The organism is Paraburkholderia kirstenboschensis (assembly GCF_904848585.1).
In the GTDB taxonomy this organism is placed as follows: domain Bacteria; phylum Pseudomonadota; class Gammaproteobacteria; order Burkholderiales; family Burkholderiaceae; genus Paraburkholderia; species Paraburkholderia kirstenboschensis.
Window position 1 is genome coordinate 202,382 of sequence record NZ_CAJHCR010000010.1, and the last position, 12,325, is coordinate 214,706.

Annotated in this window: 15 protein-coding genes; all 15 read right to left on the minus strand. The window is 59.9% G+C overall.

All coding sequences use genetic code 11. The annotated features are described in order from the left end of the window. Nucleotide 1: 1 nt before the first annotated feature. Nucleotides 2–307: a hypothetical protein gene (locus tag JMY24_RS24085; protein ID WP_128594631.1), complete on the minus strand. Its 306-nt coding sequence runs from the start codon at nt 305–307 to the stop codon at nt 2–4. After that, nucleotides 304–873, minus strand: coding sequence for an aspartyl/asparaginyl beta-hydroxylase domain-containing protein (locus JMY24_RS24090; protein ID WP_128594629.1), 570 nt, complete (start codon nt 871–873; stop codon nt 304–306). The genes JMY24_RS24085 and JMY24_RS24090 overlap by 4 nt, the downstream gene beginning before the upstream one ends. Beyond that, nucleotides 873–1,205: a hypothetical protein gene (locus JMY24_RS24095; RefSeq protein ID WP_128594627.1), complete on the minus strand. Its 333-nt coding sequence runs from the start codon at nt 1,203–1,205 to the stop codon at nt 873–875. The genes JMY24_RS24090 and JMY24_RS24095 overlap by 1 nt, the downstream gene beginning before the upstream one ends. Nucleotides 1,206–1,208: 3 nt before the next feature. Continuing rightward, on the minus strand, nt 1,209–1,712 hold the full coding sequence (locus JMY24_RS24100; protein ID WP_128594626.1) for a hypothetical protein: 504 nt from the start codon (nt 1,710–1,712) through the stop codon (nt 1,209–1,211). Beyond that, on the minus strand, nt 1,709–3,133 hold the full coding sequence (locus JMY24_RS24105; protein ID WP_128594624.1) for a packaged DNA stabilization protein: 1,425 nt from the start codon (nt 3,131–3,133) through the stop codon (nt 1,709–1,711). The genes JMY24_RS24100 and JMY24_RS24105 overlap by 4 nt, the downstream gene beginning before the upstream one ends. Further along, a complete protein-coding gene (locus JMY24_RS24110; RefSeq protein WP_128594622.1) occupies nt 3,133–3,852 on the minus strand; it encodes a hypothetical protein in 720 nt (239 codons plus the stop codon). Before JMY24_RS24110 ends, JMY24_RS24105 begins: the two co-directional genes overlap by 1 nt. After that, a complete protein-coding gene (locus JMY24_RS24115; RefSeq protein ID WP_128594621.1) occupies nt 3,849–4,196 on the minus strand; it encodes a hypothetical protein in 348 nt (115 codons plus the stop codon). Before JMY24_RS24115 ends, JMY24_RS24110 begins: the two co-directional genes overlap by 4 nt. A gap of 103 nt (nt 4,197–4,299) precedes the next feature. Beyond that, on the minus strand, nt 4,300–4,902 hold the full coding sequence (locus JMY24_RS24120; protein ID WP_236597495.1) for an HNH endonuclease: 603 nt from the start codon (nt 4,900–4,902) through the stop codon (nt 4,300–4,302). Nucleotides 4,903–4,954: 52 nt separating this feature from the next. Then, nucleotides 4,955–6,157 (minus strand): P22 phage major capsid protein family protein, encoded by a 1,203-nt coding sequence (locus JMY24_RS24125; protein ID WP_128594617.1) that lies wholly within the window; start codon nt 6,155–6,157, stop codon nt 4,955–4,957. A gap of 9 nt (nt 6,158–6,166) precedes the next feature. Continuing rightward, nucleotides 6,167–6,907, minus strand: a complete 741-nt coding sequence (locus tag JMY24_RS24130; RefSeq protein ID WP_128594615.1) for a hypothetical protein — start codon at nt 6,905–6,907, stop codon at nt 6,167–6,169. A 292-nt stretch (nt 6,908–7,199) separates the two neighbouring features. Continuing rightward, nucleotides 7,200–7,508, minus strand: coding sequence for a hypothetical protein (locus tag JMY24_RS24135; RefSeq protein WP_128594612.1), 309 nt, complete (start codon nt 7,506–7,508; stop codon nt 7,200–7,202). Continuing rightward, nucleotides 7,509–9,695, minus strand: coding sequence for a portal protein (locus tag JMY24_RS24140; RefSeq protein ID WP_128594611.1), 2,187 nt, complete (start codon nt 9,693–9,695; stop codon nt 7,509–7,511). A gap of 209 nt (nt 9,696–9,904) precedes the next feature. Next, the gene (locus JMY24_RS24145) at nt 9,905–11,233 is read right to left on the minus strand and encodes a phage terminase large subunit (protein ID WP_128594609.1); all 1,329 of its coding nucleotides are present in this window, start codon (nt 11,231–11,233) and stop codon (nt 9,905–9,907) included. Continuing rightward, complete coding sequence (locus JMY24_RS24150) at nt 11,214–11,534, minus strand: hypothetical protein (protein ID WP_201703046.1); 321 nt, start codon at nt 11,532–11,534, stop codon at nt 11,214–11,216. Before JMY24_RS24150 ends, JMY24_RS24145 begins: the two co-directional genes overlap by 20 nt. A 291-nt stretch (nt 11,535–11,825) precedes the next feature. Next, on the minus strand, nt 11,826–12,233 hold the full coding sequence (locus tag JMY24_RS24155; protein WP_128594605.1) for a hypothetical protein: 408 nt from the start codon (nt 12,231–12,233) through the stop codon (nt 11,826–11,828). Between the last annotated feature and the right edge of the window lie 92 nt (nt 12,234–12,325).

A 12,325-nucleotide genomic window follows, 5' to 3' on the forward strand; every position in this document is an offset into this window, starting at 1 on the left:
TTTACCCCTTGATCAAAACCTGATCGACCCTTTCAGGATCGATTTCATCCGTTGCATGGATGCAGAACCACACCGAATCGGTGATGGCGTCGATCCGATGCACCTTGCCGGCTGGAATGACGAGTGCGGTCGGGCCGATGTGCTTTTCCTGCACGCCGTCAATGCAGACGATGACCTCGCCAGCAGCCAGAATCGAAATGTGGTCGTACTGGTGTTCATGCGTCTCCGCGTAGTGGCCCGCCGGCAGCGTCATCTGCTTCGCGTACTCGCGGCCGGAGAAGAAGTGCTGAATCTGAAGGTCGATCATTTGTATTTGTCCGTCCTGATGCAGACGATCAGCGTCACGCGATCAATCTTGCTGTTGTTCTCGACCCAATGATTCTTGCGGTTATCGAAGCGCCAGATTTCCCCCTCTTTGGGGTTCAGCGCCTCAGTCGTACCGTCGTGGTCACAGAAGAATTCAGCGCCGGGAGCGCTGCGCAACGACACATAGAACTTGTCGTAGTACTCGACGTGCCAGCCTCGGTCCACATGCGCAGCGATACCGCCTCCGGGCGGGATGCGCGTGATGAGAACGCCGCCAAGCATTTCGCCCTGAACCTTCGCCATCAGGTCGAAGATGATCGGGCGCATCTGAGGCAGCGCATGCCATGCCGGATACCAGACTGGCACGTGCTCAGCGTTGAACGACTCGCGATCCTGATATCGCGATTTATCGTTGTACCTGACCCAGATATCCGACATGCGCGCGTGCGGCGTGCCATCCGATTCCTTGCGCTCCCGGTGCGCGTCCCATAGATCAGGCTGCGCGTCGATGGCCGACATGAGCGGAGCGACGTCCACGCCCGAGGCGATTTGCAGGAAATGTCGCATCAGCTCGGCACGTATTCGATTCCGCTGATATTCAGCGTGCAGGCGAGGCCATCGGCGTAAAGCTGCGTGCCGGGCTCCATTTTGTGATTCACGATTTCGGGGACGGCAATCGTCGCGCCGGGGCCGACCACCTTGCTCGCGATCTTTGTCGGCGCGCCAGCGGAACCAGCATTCGGAACCTTGTAGACGTTCACCGTCACAACGGCGCCAGTCGGATTGCAGATGCTGCCGGCGTGGAGTGCGCCGTATGTACCGGCCGGCGTCGTGTAATAGGAAACAGCGCTGCCCGTAAGCGTCTGGGCCGCCACCATTTCGCGATATTTGGTCGTCATGCTTTAGCCTCGCGCATAGACTTTGGACACGCCGACCGGAATGGCTGACGTGAAGATGATCGTGTTGCCTGAAACGCTGTATTGGTCCGTCGCCTGGAATGTTCCATCGAAGTGGACAAGCACCGCAGCCTTCGATGTGTAGACCTTCGAGAGCGTCAGGGTTGTCGTGGTGCCCGGTGTAAAGCTCGGGCCCGCCGTGAAAATGTCCTCGACCGGATCAGCAGGCACATACGGCGCGCTGACAGGCTCCGGCGGCGCATCGGCTGCTACATGCGGATATGCAACAGGCGCAGGCGCATCCTGTTCGGGCTGGAATAGCGAATACGGCACCTGTGCGTCAATGAGCGGCGTGTAATCAATCTGCGCAGGCGGCGTCGGCGTGCCGGTGCCCCCGGTGCGCTGGAACATCGCCAGCAGGAACGCCCACCATACCTGAGTGATGCGCCCCGACTGATCCAAGAACGGCACACCCGGATTCGGGATATTGCTGTTCGTGGCGTCGCTCACGTGCGTGCCCTCGACACATCGACGAACGCACCATTAAGCGCAGTCCTGACGGGCGCGGACCATGACAGTTCGAACACGCGATCACGCGCATAGCCGAGCCGCTGGAACTGGATGGAGGTCAGGTATTCGCCGACCTTGCCGAGGCTGCCCACGACCCAATTACCCCAGCTACGGCCCCGGTCGTCGCTCCAGCGCAGCCGGATTTCAGGATCGGCCGAGTCATCCGGCAAGCCGTTGCCGACTTCCATGTCTGCGATGAACTGGCGGAACAGCACGCGATTACCGTCGGCGCCGAGAATGTGCGGGAACGCGCGCACATATTCGATCGTCACGCCGTTGTCTGTGTAGGCGTTCGGGTCGAGCATGTACACGTTGCCCGTTTGCCAGTCGCCGACGAGATTGCGCCCGTTGTTGAACGAGTGGCAGTTCATCCGGTGGCGGCTGAATGTGCCATCTGCCTCGAGATAGCCGCGCTGATGCCATTGCGCCGTCACCACGTCAAAGCACCACGTCGCATTGGCGGTCGGGAACGTCAGCACATAGAAGGCGTGGCCGCCCTGCTGGTATGAGAACCCGATTGCGTCGTCCACGCGCGAGTAATCGGACAGCGCCTGCTCGATTGCGTGCGTCGAAATGCGCTCTGCCTGATAGTTACGGCCAGCGAAAACGATGTTCTGCCCTTGCAGATCCCGTCCGAGCCAGAACAGCGCGAGGTCGATCTTTGCAACCGAGTGTTTGGCTGCGCACCCGTGCTCGATGAACACGCCCGGCATGCGACCGAACGTAAAATCGGTGGCGCCCGTGTTGTACCAGACCTCTGTAGTCAGTTCGCCAAAGAGCCAGATTTCCCGGTGCATCACGGCGAGCGTGACCAGGTTGTCCGAATAGGTCGATTTCGACGCAATGTCGAGCGGATCGAACGTCACACCGTCGAACAGCGAAATATAGAACTGCGGCGTGCCGGGCCGATTGAACAGAAAGTAGCCGTCGACCAGATCAACCCTGTCCGCGCCATAGAACGCCGGATCGGTCACCGGCGACATGACATTCGTCGCGATCTTCACGGTGTACCCGGAAACCGTCCCGTCGACCACAAACAGGTCTGTCCCGTTGTCGACCATCGAAACCGGGCCTGACGACGACCCGAGCAAGCCGATCTGCGTGTACACATTCGACTGGCTGACGGCATAGAAGTTGGCCCCGACGACCTCGTACCGGTTGCCGTTGCTCGCGGTGTAGATGCCGCGGCTCTCCCCACTTACCGGCGGTGTCGAGACGAGTGTCAGGCCCGGCGTCGGGTAATAGGTGAACGGACACGGCGCGTCCTGCGGGTTCGCTTCTGCGTACAGGTTCACCGAGCGTTGCGCCTCAGCGATCACACTGCGCGACTGATACGCGCCGGTCGTGAGCGGGACGCGCATCAGTTCGACTCCGTGTCGCTGTAGATGTTATAGCGCGACTTCGACATGAGCCCGCGCGGCATCGTCAACTGCGGAATCTGATTGTTCATGCGCTTGATGACGCGCTTCGCGTTCATCGCGAGCCGCACGAGCGAAGGCGTCGGCTCAAGCTGATACGACGGGCACAGATAGATGCCGAGGTTGTAGCGGATCGCCGCCATATACGGCGCCGGCAGACTTACCACAGTTCCGGCGGCGGAAAACTGCGGCAACGTGTCCATCGTGACGATGTGCAGCTCGTAGCTGCTGTTCGGCACCGGATACAGGAACAGGTTGCCAAGCGGGAACGCGGAGTCGTAGAACGCCCATTCCGGGAACGACGACAGCGTTTTGAGACTGATCCGCGCATAGTCCTCGCGCGCGTCGATCATGTTGATGCGGTAGTCGACCGCGCTTCCTGCGCCGCTGCTCGTCAGGCGCGCATAGGCCGCGTTGATCTTGATCGGACGCGCGACATTGAAATCGCCGCCGATGCCGACCGTGTATGACTGCGCACCAGTCGATTGCTTGGCCGTATCCACCAGGTGATAGACGCTCAGACGTTCCGCCGCCCACTGGCCGAGCATCATGTTCAGCGTCGCGAGCGCATCGGCCGTATCTTCGGCAGAGACAGCCTGACCGACGCCGAGCGCGCCAATATCCTTCAGCGCGAGCGTGATCAGATCGGCGGCGGTCGTCACGCTACCTCCAGAGCCGCACGAATCTTCTCAGCCGACCAGCGCTTGTCGATCTTCACGCCTTTTTCATCGGCGATCTGGATCAGCATCGCGCGCTCGTCGGTCAGTTCGGGCTCGGGCTCAGCCGGCGCGAGCGCAGCCTCTTCCTCGGCGCTATGAACAAGCTTGTCGCCGACCCACTTGGGGTAATGCTGGAACGTCTCGGAATCGATATAGACCTTCGGCGGATTGTGTTTCTCGTCCGACCATCCCTCGCCGAGCGCTTCCAGTTCCTCGCGCGAATGCACAATGCGCTCCTGCTTGCCGTTGCGCGTCCACTTCGGGAACTCAACATAGGTGTAAGGCATTAGCCACTCCAGCGGTAGGTATGGACCGAAAGCAATTCCGAACATTTCAGCCCCAGAAATGAAAAAGGCCCACCGAAGTGGGCCCGCTTGTTTGTCTTGCATGTCAGGTGACGTGCTTCCACGTCTGTCCGCGTCGGACTGCATAGATACTTGATCTAGCAATTCCGAGTCGCTTTGAAAGCTGTGATTCTGTTTCGGCACTGGCTCGTATCTCTCTCACAAGATCAGGAGTCAGCTTTGCATTGCCATGCTTCTCGCCAAGCGCGTTCCCGTATGCATGGCGACCCTTCGCCATCTTGTCGTCCATGTTTCCCTGTTGAGATCCAAGGAACAGATGCTCTGGATTGACGCATTTCGGGTTGTCGCAACTGTGAAGCACATACAGCGTCTGATAGGCGCTTTCCGAATTGACAGGTATCTCGCCTTTATAGATCAGCCAAGATGCCCGGTGTGTCAGGATTGGCCGGTCGCCATTCAGATTGAATTGCCCGTACCCGGTCTTGTTCAGACTTCCGGTCCAATGCCAGCAACCGGACTCCATCTTCTCAACCCGTTTCTCGAACCGTTCGCGCTTCGACAGACCGTGATGCTGAGTCTGAAGCTGCTTATCTATCGTTTTGCCAAGTCGCATGCGCTCATAGTGAGTGCCACACAGACCGCGCGACTTGGCTTTTTTCCCACAACCAGCAACACAGCAAGTTTCCATATCCACCCCTCACTTGTACAAACATGATAAGGTAGATACGGAATGCAATCAACTAGCCAGCAATTCTACAGGCCAGCTCATTGTAAATAGGGCGCCACCCGTACAAAACATCAATACGGCATGGAAAAGTGTCCGTGCCGATCGCGTACTGACGCACGATCCGCATGGAGATGCCCTTGTGATTGCGGCGGCCAGAGAAGTCCACGCCTTCCGGCATTTGCAGGTCAGCAGTCGCAAGCGTGAAGGCGTTCTTGTGGTACGCCATGTTCACGGTGTACTGCGTGCCCGCAGCGACGTCCCACGTGACCACAGCAGCGTTCGCCGGGCCAGCGCTGACCGTCTGATACTGCTGGTTCGACGCAGCGGTGTTGATCGACGGGAAGATCGACAGCGTGGCATTGCCCGAGCCGTCAGCGGTCGCCGCAGTAAGCACCGTGAACTGGCGCAGCACGCGCGTCGACTGGCGCGATTGCGGGTTCACTGCGAACACGCCGGCGATGGTGAAGGTATCGCCAGCCGCGACCGTCGCAGCAGCGCCCAGACCGGTCACGAGCAGCGTGCTACCCGTTTGACCTGCACCCGAAACCGTGCCGTTGGTGCGCGTGCCTGCGGTCGCCTGACGCACGTTCTGGTCCATGCCGATGTCGAAGCCCAACGCCGGCACGAAGATGCCGCTTGCGTACTGGTCGCTGATCTTCTGCGGCGCATTGAACAGGCCGGCGGCAGACTTCACCATTGAGCCGTTCGCAGCCGGGTCCCATACGACCGTGCGCTGACCGTCGCGCGGCGTGGCTTCCTGATCGAGGCGCGTGCCGGCGGCCAGCAGCGTTGCGATGTCGCTCGGCGTGGTGCCAGCCGTGCCAACCTGATTCGCAACCGTGGTGTACAGACCCAGGCCGTCGAGGTCGATCTTGTTGGCGATCGTCGCCATCGCTGGCGCCAGATAGCGCTCAGCGAAGTCGTCAATGTTCAACGTCAGTTCCTGCGACGAGAACGTGAAGTCGACGTGGAACTGCGTGTCGAGCGTGACCGGCACGACGGTTTCCACCACGTTTTCGAGGTTCAGCGCGGGGCCGGTCGTACCGACGAAGCGCACCGGCTTGCGCACGTTGACGGTCGAGCCGACCTTAGCGCCCTTGACGGCGAATTCGTCGCTGTATTCCTTGTTCACGCGCGACGAGAACGCCAGGTTGTTTTCGAGGATCATCAACGACTTGTCGAGGATCTTGCTGGTATTGAGAAGGGTATTAGCCATTTTTCAGCCTCATTTGGAGCCGTGTTTCTTCCACCACGCGATCTGCTCGGCTGCCGTCGCGAACTCTTCGGGCTCGACAGGCGCAGACCGTCCGCCGATCGGGTTGATCGGTGCGGGGGCGTTGGAAACGGGTTTGGGTTTTGCCTGACCGACCGTCGATTCGAGACGGGCCAGTTCAAGCGCCATGCGCAACGGAGGAAGGGACAGCAGGCGTTCAGCGACTTCCGGGTTCTGGCCGAGGTGATGCAATACCTTGTGGCCGGCGTCCATCGCCGTGACGGCTTCGAGAAACTCGGGCGATGCGCCGCCGAGCATCTGGAACGTCCGCAACGATGAATCCCAGTCGGATGCAAATTCGGTCTTACCTGCGTCGAACACCTTGTTGCAGGCTTCGTCGAACTTCTCCTGCTGGATGAGGCGCCGCGCTTCGGCCCGCACGTCATCGGCGCTCATCTGCCGCTGTTGGGGCTGCTGCTGCGTCGTCTCTGCCGGCTGCTGGTACTGCCGCAACTGAGCTTCCAGTGCTTCGCGCTGCCGCTTTTCCTCGTGTTTCTCCCGCGTGAGCTGGTCGATGCGTCGTTGAACCCAATCGTTCTTGGGCTTTTCCTGCTGCGACTGCTGCTCGATCTGCTCTGCGGTTTGCCCGGCGCCCGGGTCCGTGCTTACTTCGGCGGGCTGTTGCGCCTGTTCCGTGGAGGCCGTAGGCGTGACGTTCTCTACTTCGGTTGAAGCGTTCTCATCGGTTTGCATGGACGTATCCAAGGATTGAGCCCGGTGATGCCGCGCCGGTACGGAAAGCAAAAAGGCCCGCTCCATTGCTGGAAACGGGCCTTCTGGAAAGCTGTGATCAGTTATTTGCGGCGGCCTTGTGCGTGATCGTCGAACGCTTCGGCTAATTTGAAAGCCATCAAGACGATGTCGTCCCCTCGCAATTCCATAGCCGTCGGATTCGCTGCGAACGAAACGATCAGCTTCTTCGCAAGCTCTTCAACGCGCATTTCGCGAAGGTGGCTTGCGGGAATGTTCGCGATCGCTCCAAACATCAGCGTTGGCCCCCAATGATGTATTGCTCGGTCGCCGGTACGATTGCGCCGCCGGTCGTGTTCACGTACTGGATCGCCAGGGTGTTCGCCGCGGAGACGCGCACATTGCCGATCGACAGGCCCACTTGATGCGATGCCTTATTCACGTCGATGGAATCGCCCACGGCGAGGCCGGGAACGGTGAACGTCTGCTCGGCGCTCGTGTTAGCCGCGACGGATGCAGGCGCCAGAACCTGCTTGATGTTGTAGAGGCCCTGAATCGGCGTCGTGCTGCCGAGGTCCTGGAGAATTCCTGTGTAACCGGCCATTTAGGCCCCCTGTTGAGGTTGAGCGGGCAAAGAAAAACCCGCGCTCGGCGGGTTCGGTTGGGACTGCGGTTGCTGCTGCGATGGATCGGGCGGCGTACCGCTCGGCATCGGCTGGATCTGGCTCGGGTCTCCGGTACGCAGCGTCTCGGTAACCAGATGCGCAGCGATCGCAGCAATGAGTTCCGGCGCCATGTCAGGCGCGATAGCCTTCAGGCGATCGGTTTCCGCCTTGTAAATGTCGATGTTGACGTGCGCATCCTCGCGCGCTTCCGTCTGCTGCTTGCTCTGGAGCATCGCTGACATGTACTCGATCATCTGGCCCATATGCTGGATCTTCTGCTCCATATCCTGCTCTGTCGGCGTCGGGCCTTCACCGAGGATCGCCGCGGGAATCGTGCGATGCAGACGCTCGGCTACTTCTTCGGCCATCGGGAAGTCCGCGGCCTTGAACAGCAGATCGCCTGCGACCTTCATCAGGTCCTGATCCTGCGACATGATCTGCGTGAGCGCGTGGAACGCTTCCTGACGGCGCGTTTCGTAGCTTGGTCCAACCTCAACCGTCACATCGTAGCGGCCGATACCGGGGTTGTAGATAAGTTGCGCAGCCTGCGCGGCGCTCAGCTTCGAGTTATCGGCAGGTGCCTGCTGCGCGTTGCCCTGCGCGTCGCCCACGGCATGCGGCTGCTCAGGATTGATCTGTGCGAAGTCCTCGCTGCCGTCCTCGCCGACGATCCGAACCACGCGCTGCGTGTCGTAAATCTTCGGGATCAGGTCGACCATGATGCGGCCGGTGTAGCGGATCGCTCGAGCAACGTTGTCGATGAAGTGATACGTGGCCTTGTCGCCCTGCCGCTGGCGTGCGGCGATCGCAACACCCGCATCAGCGTTCGACGGCGCGCCGAACTGCTCCTGATACTGGCCCGAGGTCATCATCAGTTCCTGCTGCGCCGTTTGCATGGCTTGCAGGTACGCAGAAGCGCCTACAGGAGGCTGCTCGCGCTGCGGACGGGGAATCGGGTTGCCGTTCTCGTCGAGGCTGTTGAAAGGCAGATACGCCTTGTTATCCTTGTTCGCGTTCGCCCACTCGTCCTCATAACCCTCGATCGCCTCAGCGGGCGCGACATAAGGCGTCTTGGTCTGCAACGCGATGTATTCGACGTTGGCCGACGTCATGTAGTTGTACATGCGCTGGCCGTCTTTCATGTTGCGCGTGTGGCCTTTGCGCTCAACCTTGCCGTTGATGACGATCTCTTCGCCCACCACGCGCACGATTGGCAGATAGCGGCCCGGCCATTCCTTACGGTCGATGATCTTGTCGCCGGCGATCTTGAACCACTCGAAATGCGGCTCAGTGACGCCGCGCTTCTTCACGCTATCGTCATCCTGCAACGCTTTGCGCTCTTTCTCGTCCTCGACGTCTGACAGCTTCATCGGCCCGCGCGTCGGATGGTTGATCAGCGTGTCGGTCTCCTCGGCGCGGCGGAAGTATTCGCACACGCGCACGTGATCTTTCTCAAGCCACGGATCGCCGGTCGCTTCCATCGGGAACGAGACGCTTGCCGGGTCTGCCTCCGGATACATCGCCTCGTATTCGTCCTTCGGCACGTCCTCGAACACGAAGCCGAACTTGGCGTCAGCGCCGTCAGCCGACTGAATATCCGGGTCCAGATAGACGCTCAGCGGATCCTTGACACGACGGATGAAGATTTCCTGCTCGAACGAGCCATCGTGCGCATAGTCAGTGATCACACGCCAGTACCCGAGGCCGCCCTGAACGGCAAACTCGGTCGCCGTGTCATAGGCAATCTCGGCGTGCGAGTTGTATTCGACGTGACGCATGATGCCGTCCAGAATCTTCGCGATCTGGATATCCGCCTGTCCGTCGATCGGCAGCGTCTTGATGCTCGGCTTGTTCTGCTTCGCGTCGTTGATGATCTGGAGGTTGTGCTGTCGCACCTTGTTGATCGTGAGGCACGGGCGCGCGTCGCCGTCGCGAGACTGGCGAATCCGGTCTGGCCATTGCCAGTTGTTATCCGGGTCGCCGTTCGCAAACTTCATGTCCTCGACGAACAGCTTGCGGAAGTTTTCCTCGGCGTCCTGGCAACGGTCGAACCTATCCTTAGCTTCCTTGACGATCGGGTCCAGCCCGCTCGCCTCAGCGTCGTCGGATTTGCGTTTACGTGCCATTTAGCCTGCCTTCCGGATGCGCGACAAATTCGCCTCTGCAACCTGTGCGCGCTTTTCGCCGTGAGGAAACGACCAGTCGCCAATGCACTCAACCTCCGTCATCCGGTCATCACGACCGTTTCCGACTACCAACACCTGTCGATTGATGAGGTCAGGCATTCCCGATCGGACGACATATAACGTCTCGCCTTGTGCGTATTGACTCATGATTAGCTCATCCATCCGCCAGCGCCACCTGATGGGCTACGGACAACGGGTTTAGGTTTCGGAGGGGTCGGCTCTTCCCATATGACGCAACCGAGGCCAAATCCATCGGCGCCATGGCTGGCCCAATCGTGCTCTGGACCAAGCCCAATGCCGCGCGCCTGATCGCGCTTTTCGTGATACCAGCCGAGCGCGTCACGGCCTTTTTCAGTCGTCTCTGCGTTAAAGCGGATCTGCGGGAAAAGCACGCGCGCACGCTCGATACGCTGCATCGCTGCGCCTTTGCCCTGATTGGGTACCACCGTCACCTTGTATCCAGCGGCCTTCAACGCGGACTGATACGAGACGTCATAAACCTTGTCCTGCGTCGATCCATCATGCGGCAACCAGAACTGCGCGCGATCAGGCGTGTAACCCTCGGCCCGACACCACGCTACGTGCGCATCGACTGGCTGACCGACTACCTCGTAGTAATTCACGATCCGGATCTCGCGCCCGATGAACTGCATCGCCCAGATCACGAACGCATCAGCACGTGCGCCTGTCCCGCCGATGTCGCAGATAAGGCGAATCGTCATCAGTGGGTCGGCCGGGAAAAAGCCGATTCGGCCCTGCTCTTTCGCCGCGGCCAGGTGCTTCGTGAAGTACGCTCCTTCGAGCGCGGTCACATACCCGCCTTCCCATATGTGATCGCACTGTTCCGGCCGCTCGTCGAGATCAGTCTGACGGTCGCGCTGCAGCTTTCGCGGAAACTTTGGGTTGTCGCGCCAATTAAGCTCGACCACCTTCACGCGAGGGCTCTCGGTGTACCTGAAGCGCTTTTCGACCGCCGCCGTCTTCCGCTTCGGGTTCCACGTCACCCACAGCTCAGCGTTCCAGTCGTCGCCCTCTTCCCGGAGCGTCGGTATCAGCGTGGTGAACGCTTCATCGGTTACCGGCTCGGCCTCATCGACCCAACACAGCAAGATCCGACCTTTCGACTTGACCGACGCGATGTTCCGATCAAGACCAGAGAACGCGAACGAAATCCGTCCGTCACGACTCTTGATGTACTTTTCACCAATCTCGTAATACGCGGCCAGAAACGGCTCCTCTTCAATCGCCCGCTTCACTTCCTCGAGCGAGGAGTCTTCAAGCGAGTTCATGAACTGCCGGGCGCAAAGCAAAATTCCTGTGATTCCTGCGGTACCGTAGATGTACCCACGCACCGCAGCCATCTTTGCGAAGCTGCGCGTCTTGGCCGAACCACGACCGCCGTATGCCCCGCGTACGTCCGCTTCTCCAGCAAATACCGGAATCAGCTTGCGCGGAAGATCAATTTGCGCCGTTGTCATCCATTGGCACCAGTTCCACGCGCCTGACGTCCGTCGACGGATCGCGCGGCTTGTTCAGTTCCTTCACGGTTTCTTTATTCGCGTTCAGCAGATTGACTGCAATCTCGCTCGACTCGTTCGCCATCTTCGTGAGCACCGCAATACCCTTCAGCGTTTCAATGCCGGCTTGGTCGAGGGGCTTAGCGTCATCGATCTCAGAGACCTTCATGTGCGCGATGCCCGACAGCCGGTGAGCAGTCGCAGCACCGTATTCCGCAGCAGACGCCAGATGGCCACTAATGTTCATCAGCTTCTGCGCCAAGTCGCTCACGATCTGCTGTCGCGAAATCGGCAGCGCGGATATTTCCGCGGATATTTCACGCACGGCCTTATCAGCGTTGAGTTTCGCATCCGCCAGTTCCCGTAAGCTTTTCGCGGACTTTTCGTCTGCGGACTTTTGCGGATTTATCTTGCGGCGAATCGCAGCCTCGTCAACGCTGAACTCCTTGGCAAGAGATCGGACGGATTCACCATCGACGAGATGGCGCCGTTCGATCTCTACCCATTGTTCTGGCGTGAGCGAAGACTTGCGACCCATCTTTCAAGTGGCCGTTTAGAGAACAGCCTGGATATGCCCGAGGATCTGCTCGAACTCATCGATCACGATCCGCTCGCCGTTCTTGAGCTTGGAGTGCATCGCTGCGAGCTTGTGCGCGAGCAGCATCAGGTGCGATTCGCGCGGCAGCGGTTCGGACTCAGCCTCGGCGACGGGCTCGGCCAGCACCGGCGCATCAATGACCGGCGACGCGTTCAACAGCACGTTGCCCGTAACGGCAGGCTTAGCAGCACCAGCGGGCGACGTGCCCGCATCGGCGTTTCCCGCTTCAACCGCGACCTGTAGAACAGCCGGTGTCTGCGAAACAGCAGGCTCCGCAGGCACATCGGGTGCGATCTGCTGCGGCTCGGTGCTGCTCGGCGCTGCATCGTTCAGGCTTGCTGCTTCTGCAATCGGATCGCTCATGATCTGCTCCAAGGGTTGAAGGTGCTACGACATGCGCCCTACGAGTTCCGGCAAGCCGGCGGAGGTCGGGCTTCCAGAACATTCGTAGCTGC

Coding starts and splice junctions, on each gene's coding strand:
- JMY24_RS24135 (WP_128594612.1), bottom strand. CDS start 7,508: ATGGCCGGTTACACAGGAATTCTCCAGGACCTCGGCAGCACGACGCCG.
- JMY24_RS24105 (WP_128594624.1), bottom strand. CDS start 3,133: ATGCGCGTCCCGCTCACGACCGGCGCGTATCAGTCGCGCAGTGTGATC.
- JMY24_RS24115 (WP_128594621.1), bottom strand. CDS start 4,196: ATGCCTTACACCTATGTTGAGTTCCCGAAGTGGACGCGCAACGGCAAG.
- JMY24_RS24130 (WP_128594615.1), bottom strand. CDS start 6,907: ATGCAAACCGATGAGAACGCTTCAACCGAAGTAGAGAACGTCACGCCT.
- JMY24_RS24125 (WP_128594617.1), bottom strand. CDS start 6,157: ATGGCTAATACCCTTCTCAATACCAGCAAGATCCTCGACAAGTCGTTG.
- JMY24_RS24140 (WP_128594611.1), bottom strand. CDS start 9,695: ATGGCACGTAAACGCAAATCCGACGACGCTGAGGCGAGCGGGCTGGAC.
- JMY24_RS24095 (WP_128594627.1), bottom strand. CDS start 1,205: ATGACGACCAAATATCGCGAAATGGTGGCGGCCCAGACGCTTACGGGC.
- JMY24_RS24085 (WP_128594631.1), bottom strand. CDS start 307: ATGATCGACCTTCAGATTCAGCACTTCTTCTCCGGCCGCGAGTACGCG.
- JMY24_RS24120 (WP_236597495.1), bottom strand. CDS start 4,902: ATGGAAACTTGCTGTGTTGCTGGTTGTGGGAAAAAAGCCAAGTCGCGC.
- JMY24_RS24145 (WP_128594609.1), bottom strand. CDS start 11,233: ATGACAACGGCGCAAATTGATCTTCCGCGCAAGCTGATTCCGGTATTT.
- JMY24_RS24155 (WP_128594605.1), bottom strand. CDS start 12,233: ATGAGCGATCCGATTGCAGAAGCAGCAAGCCTGAACGATGCAGCGCCG.
- JMY24_RS24090 (WP_128594629.1), bottom strand. CDS start 873: ATGCGACATTTCCTGCAAATCGCCTCGGGCGTGGACGTCGCTCCGCTC.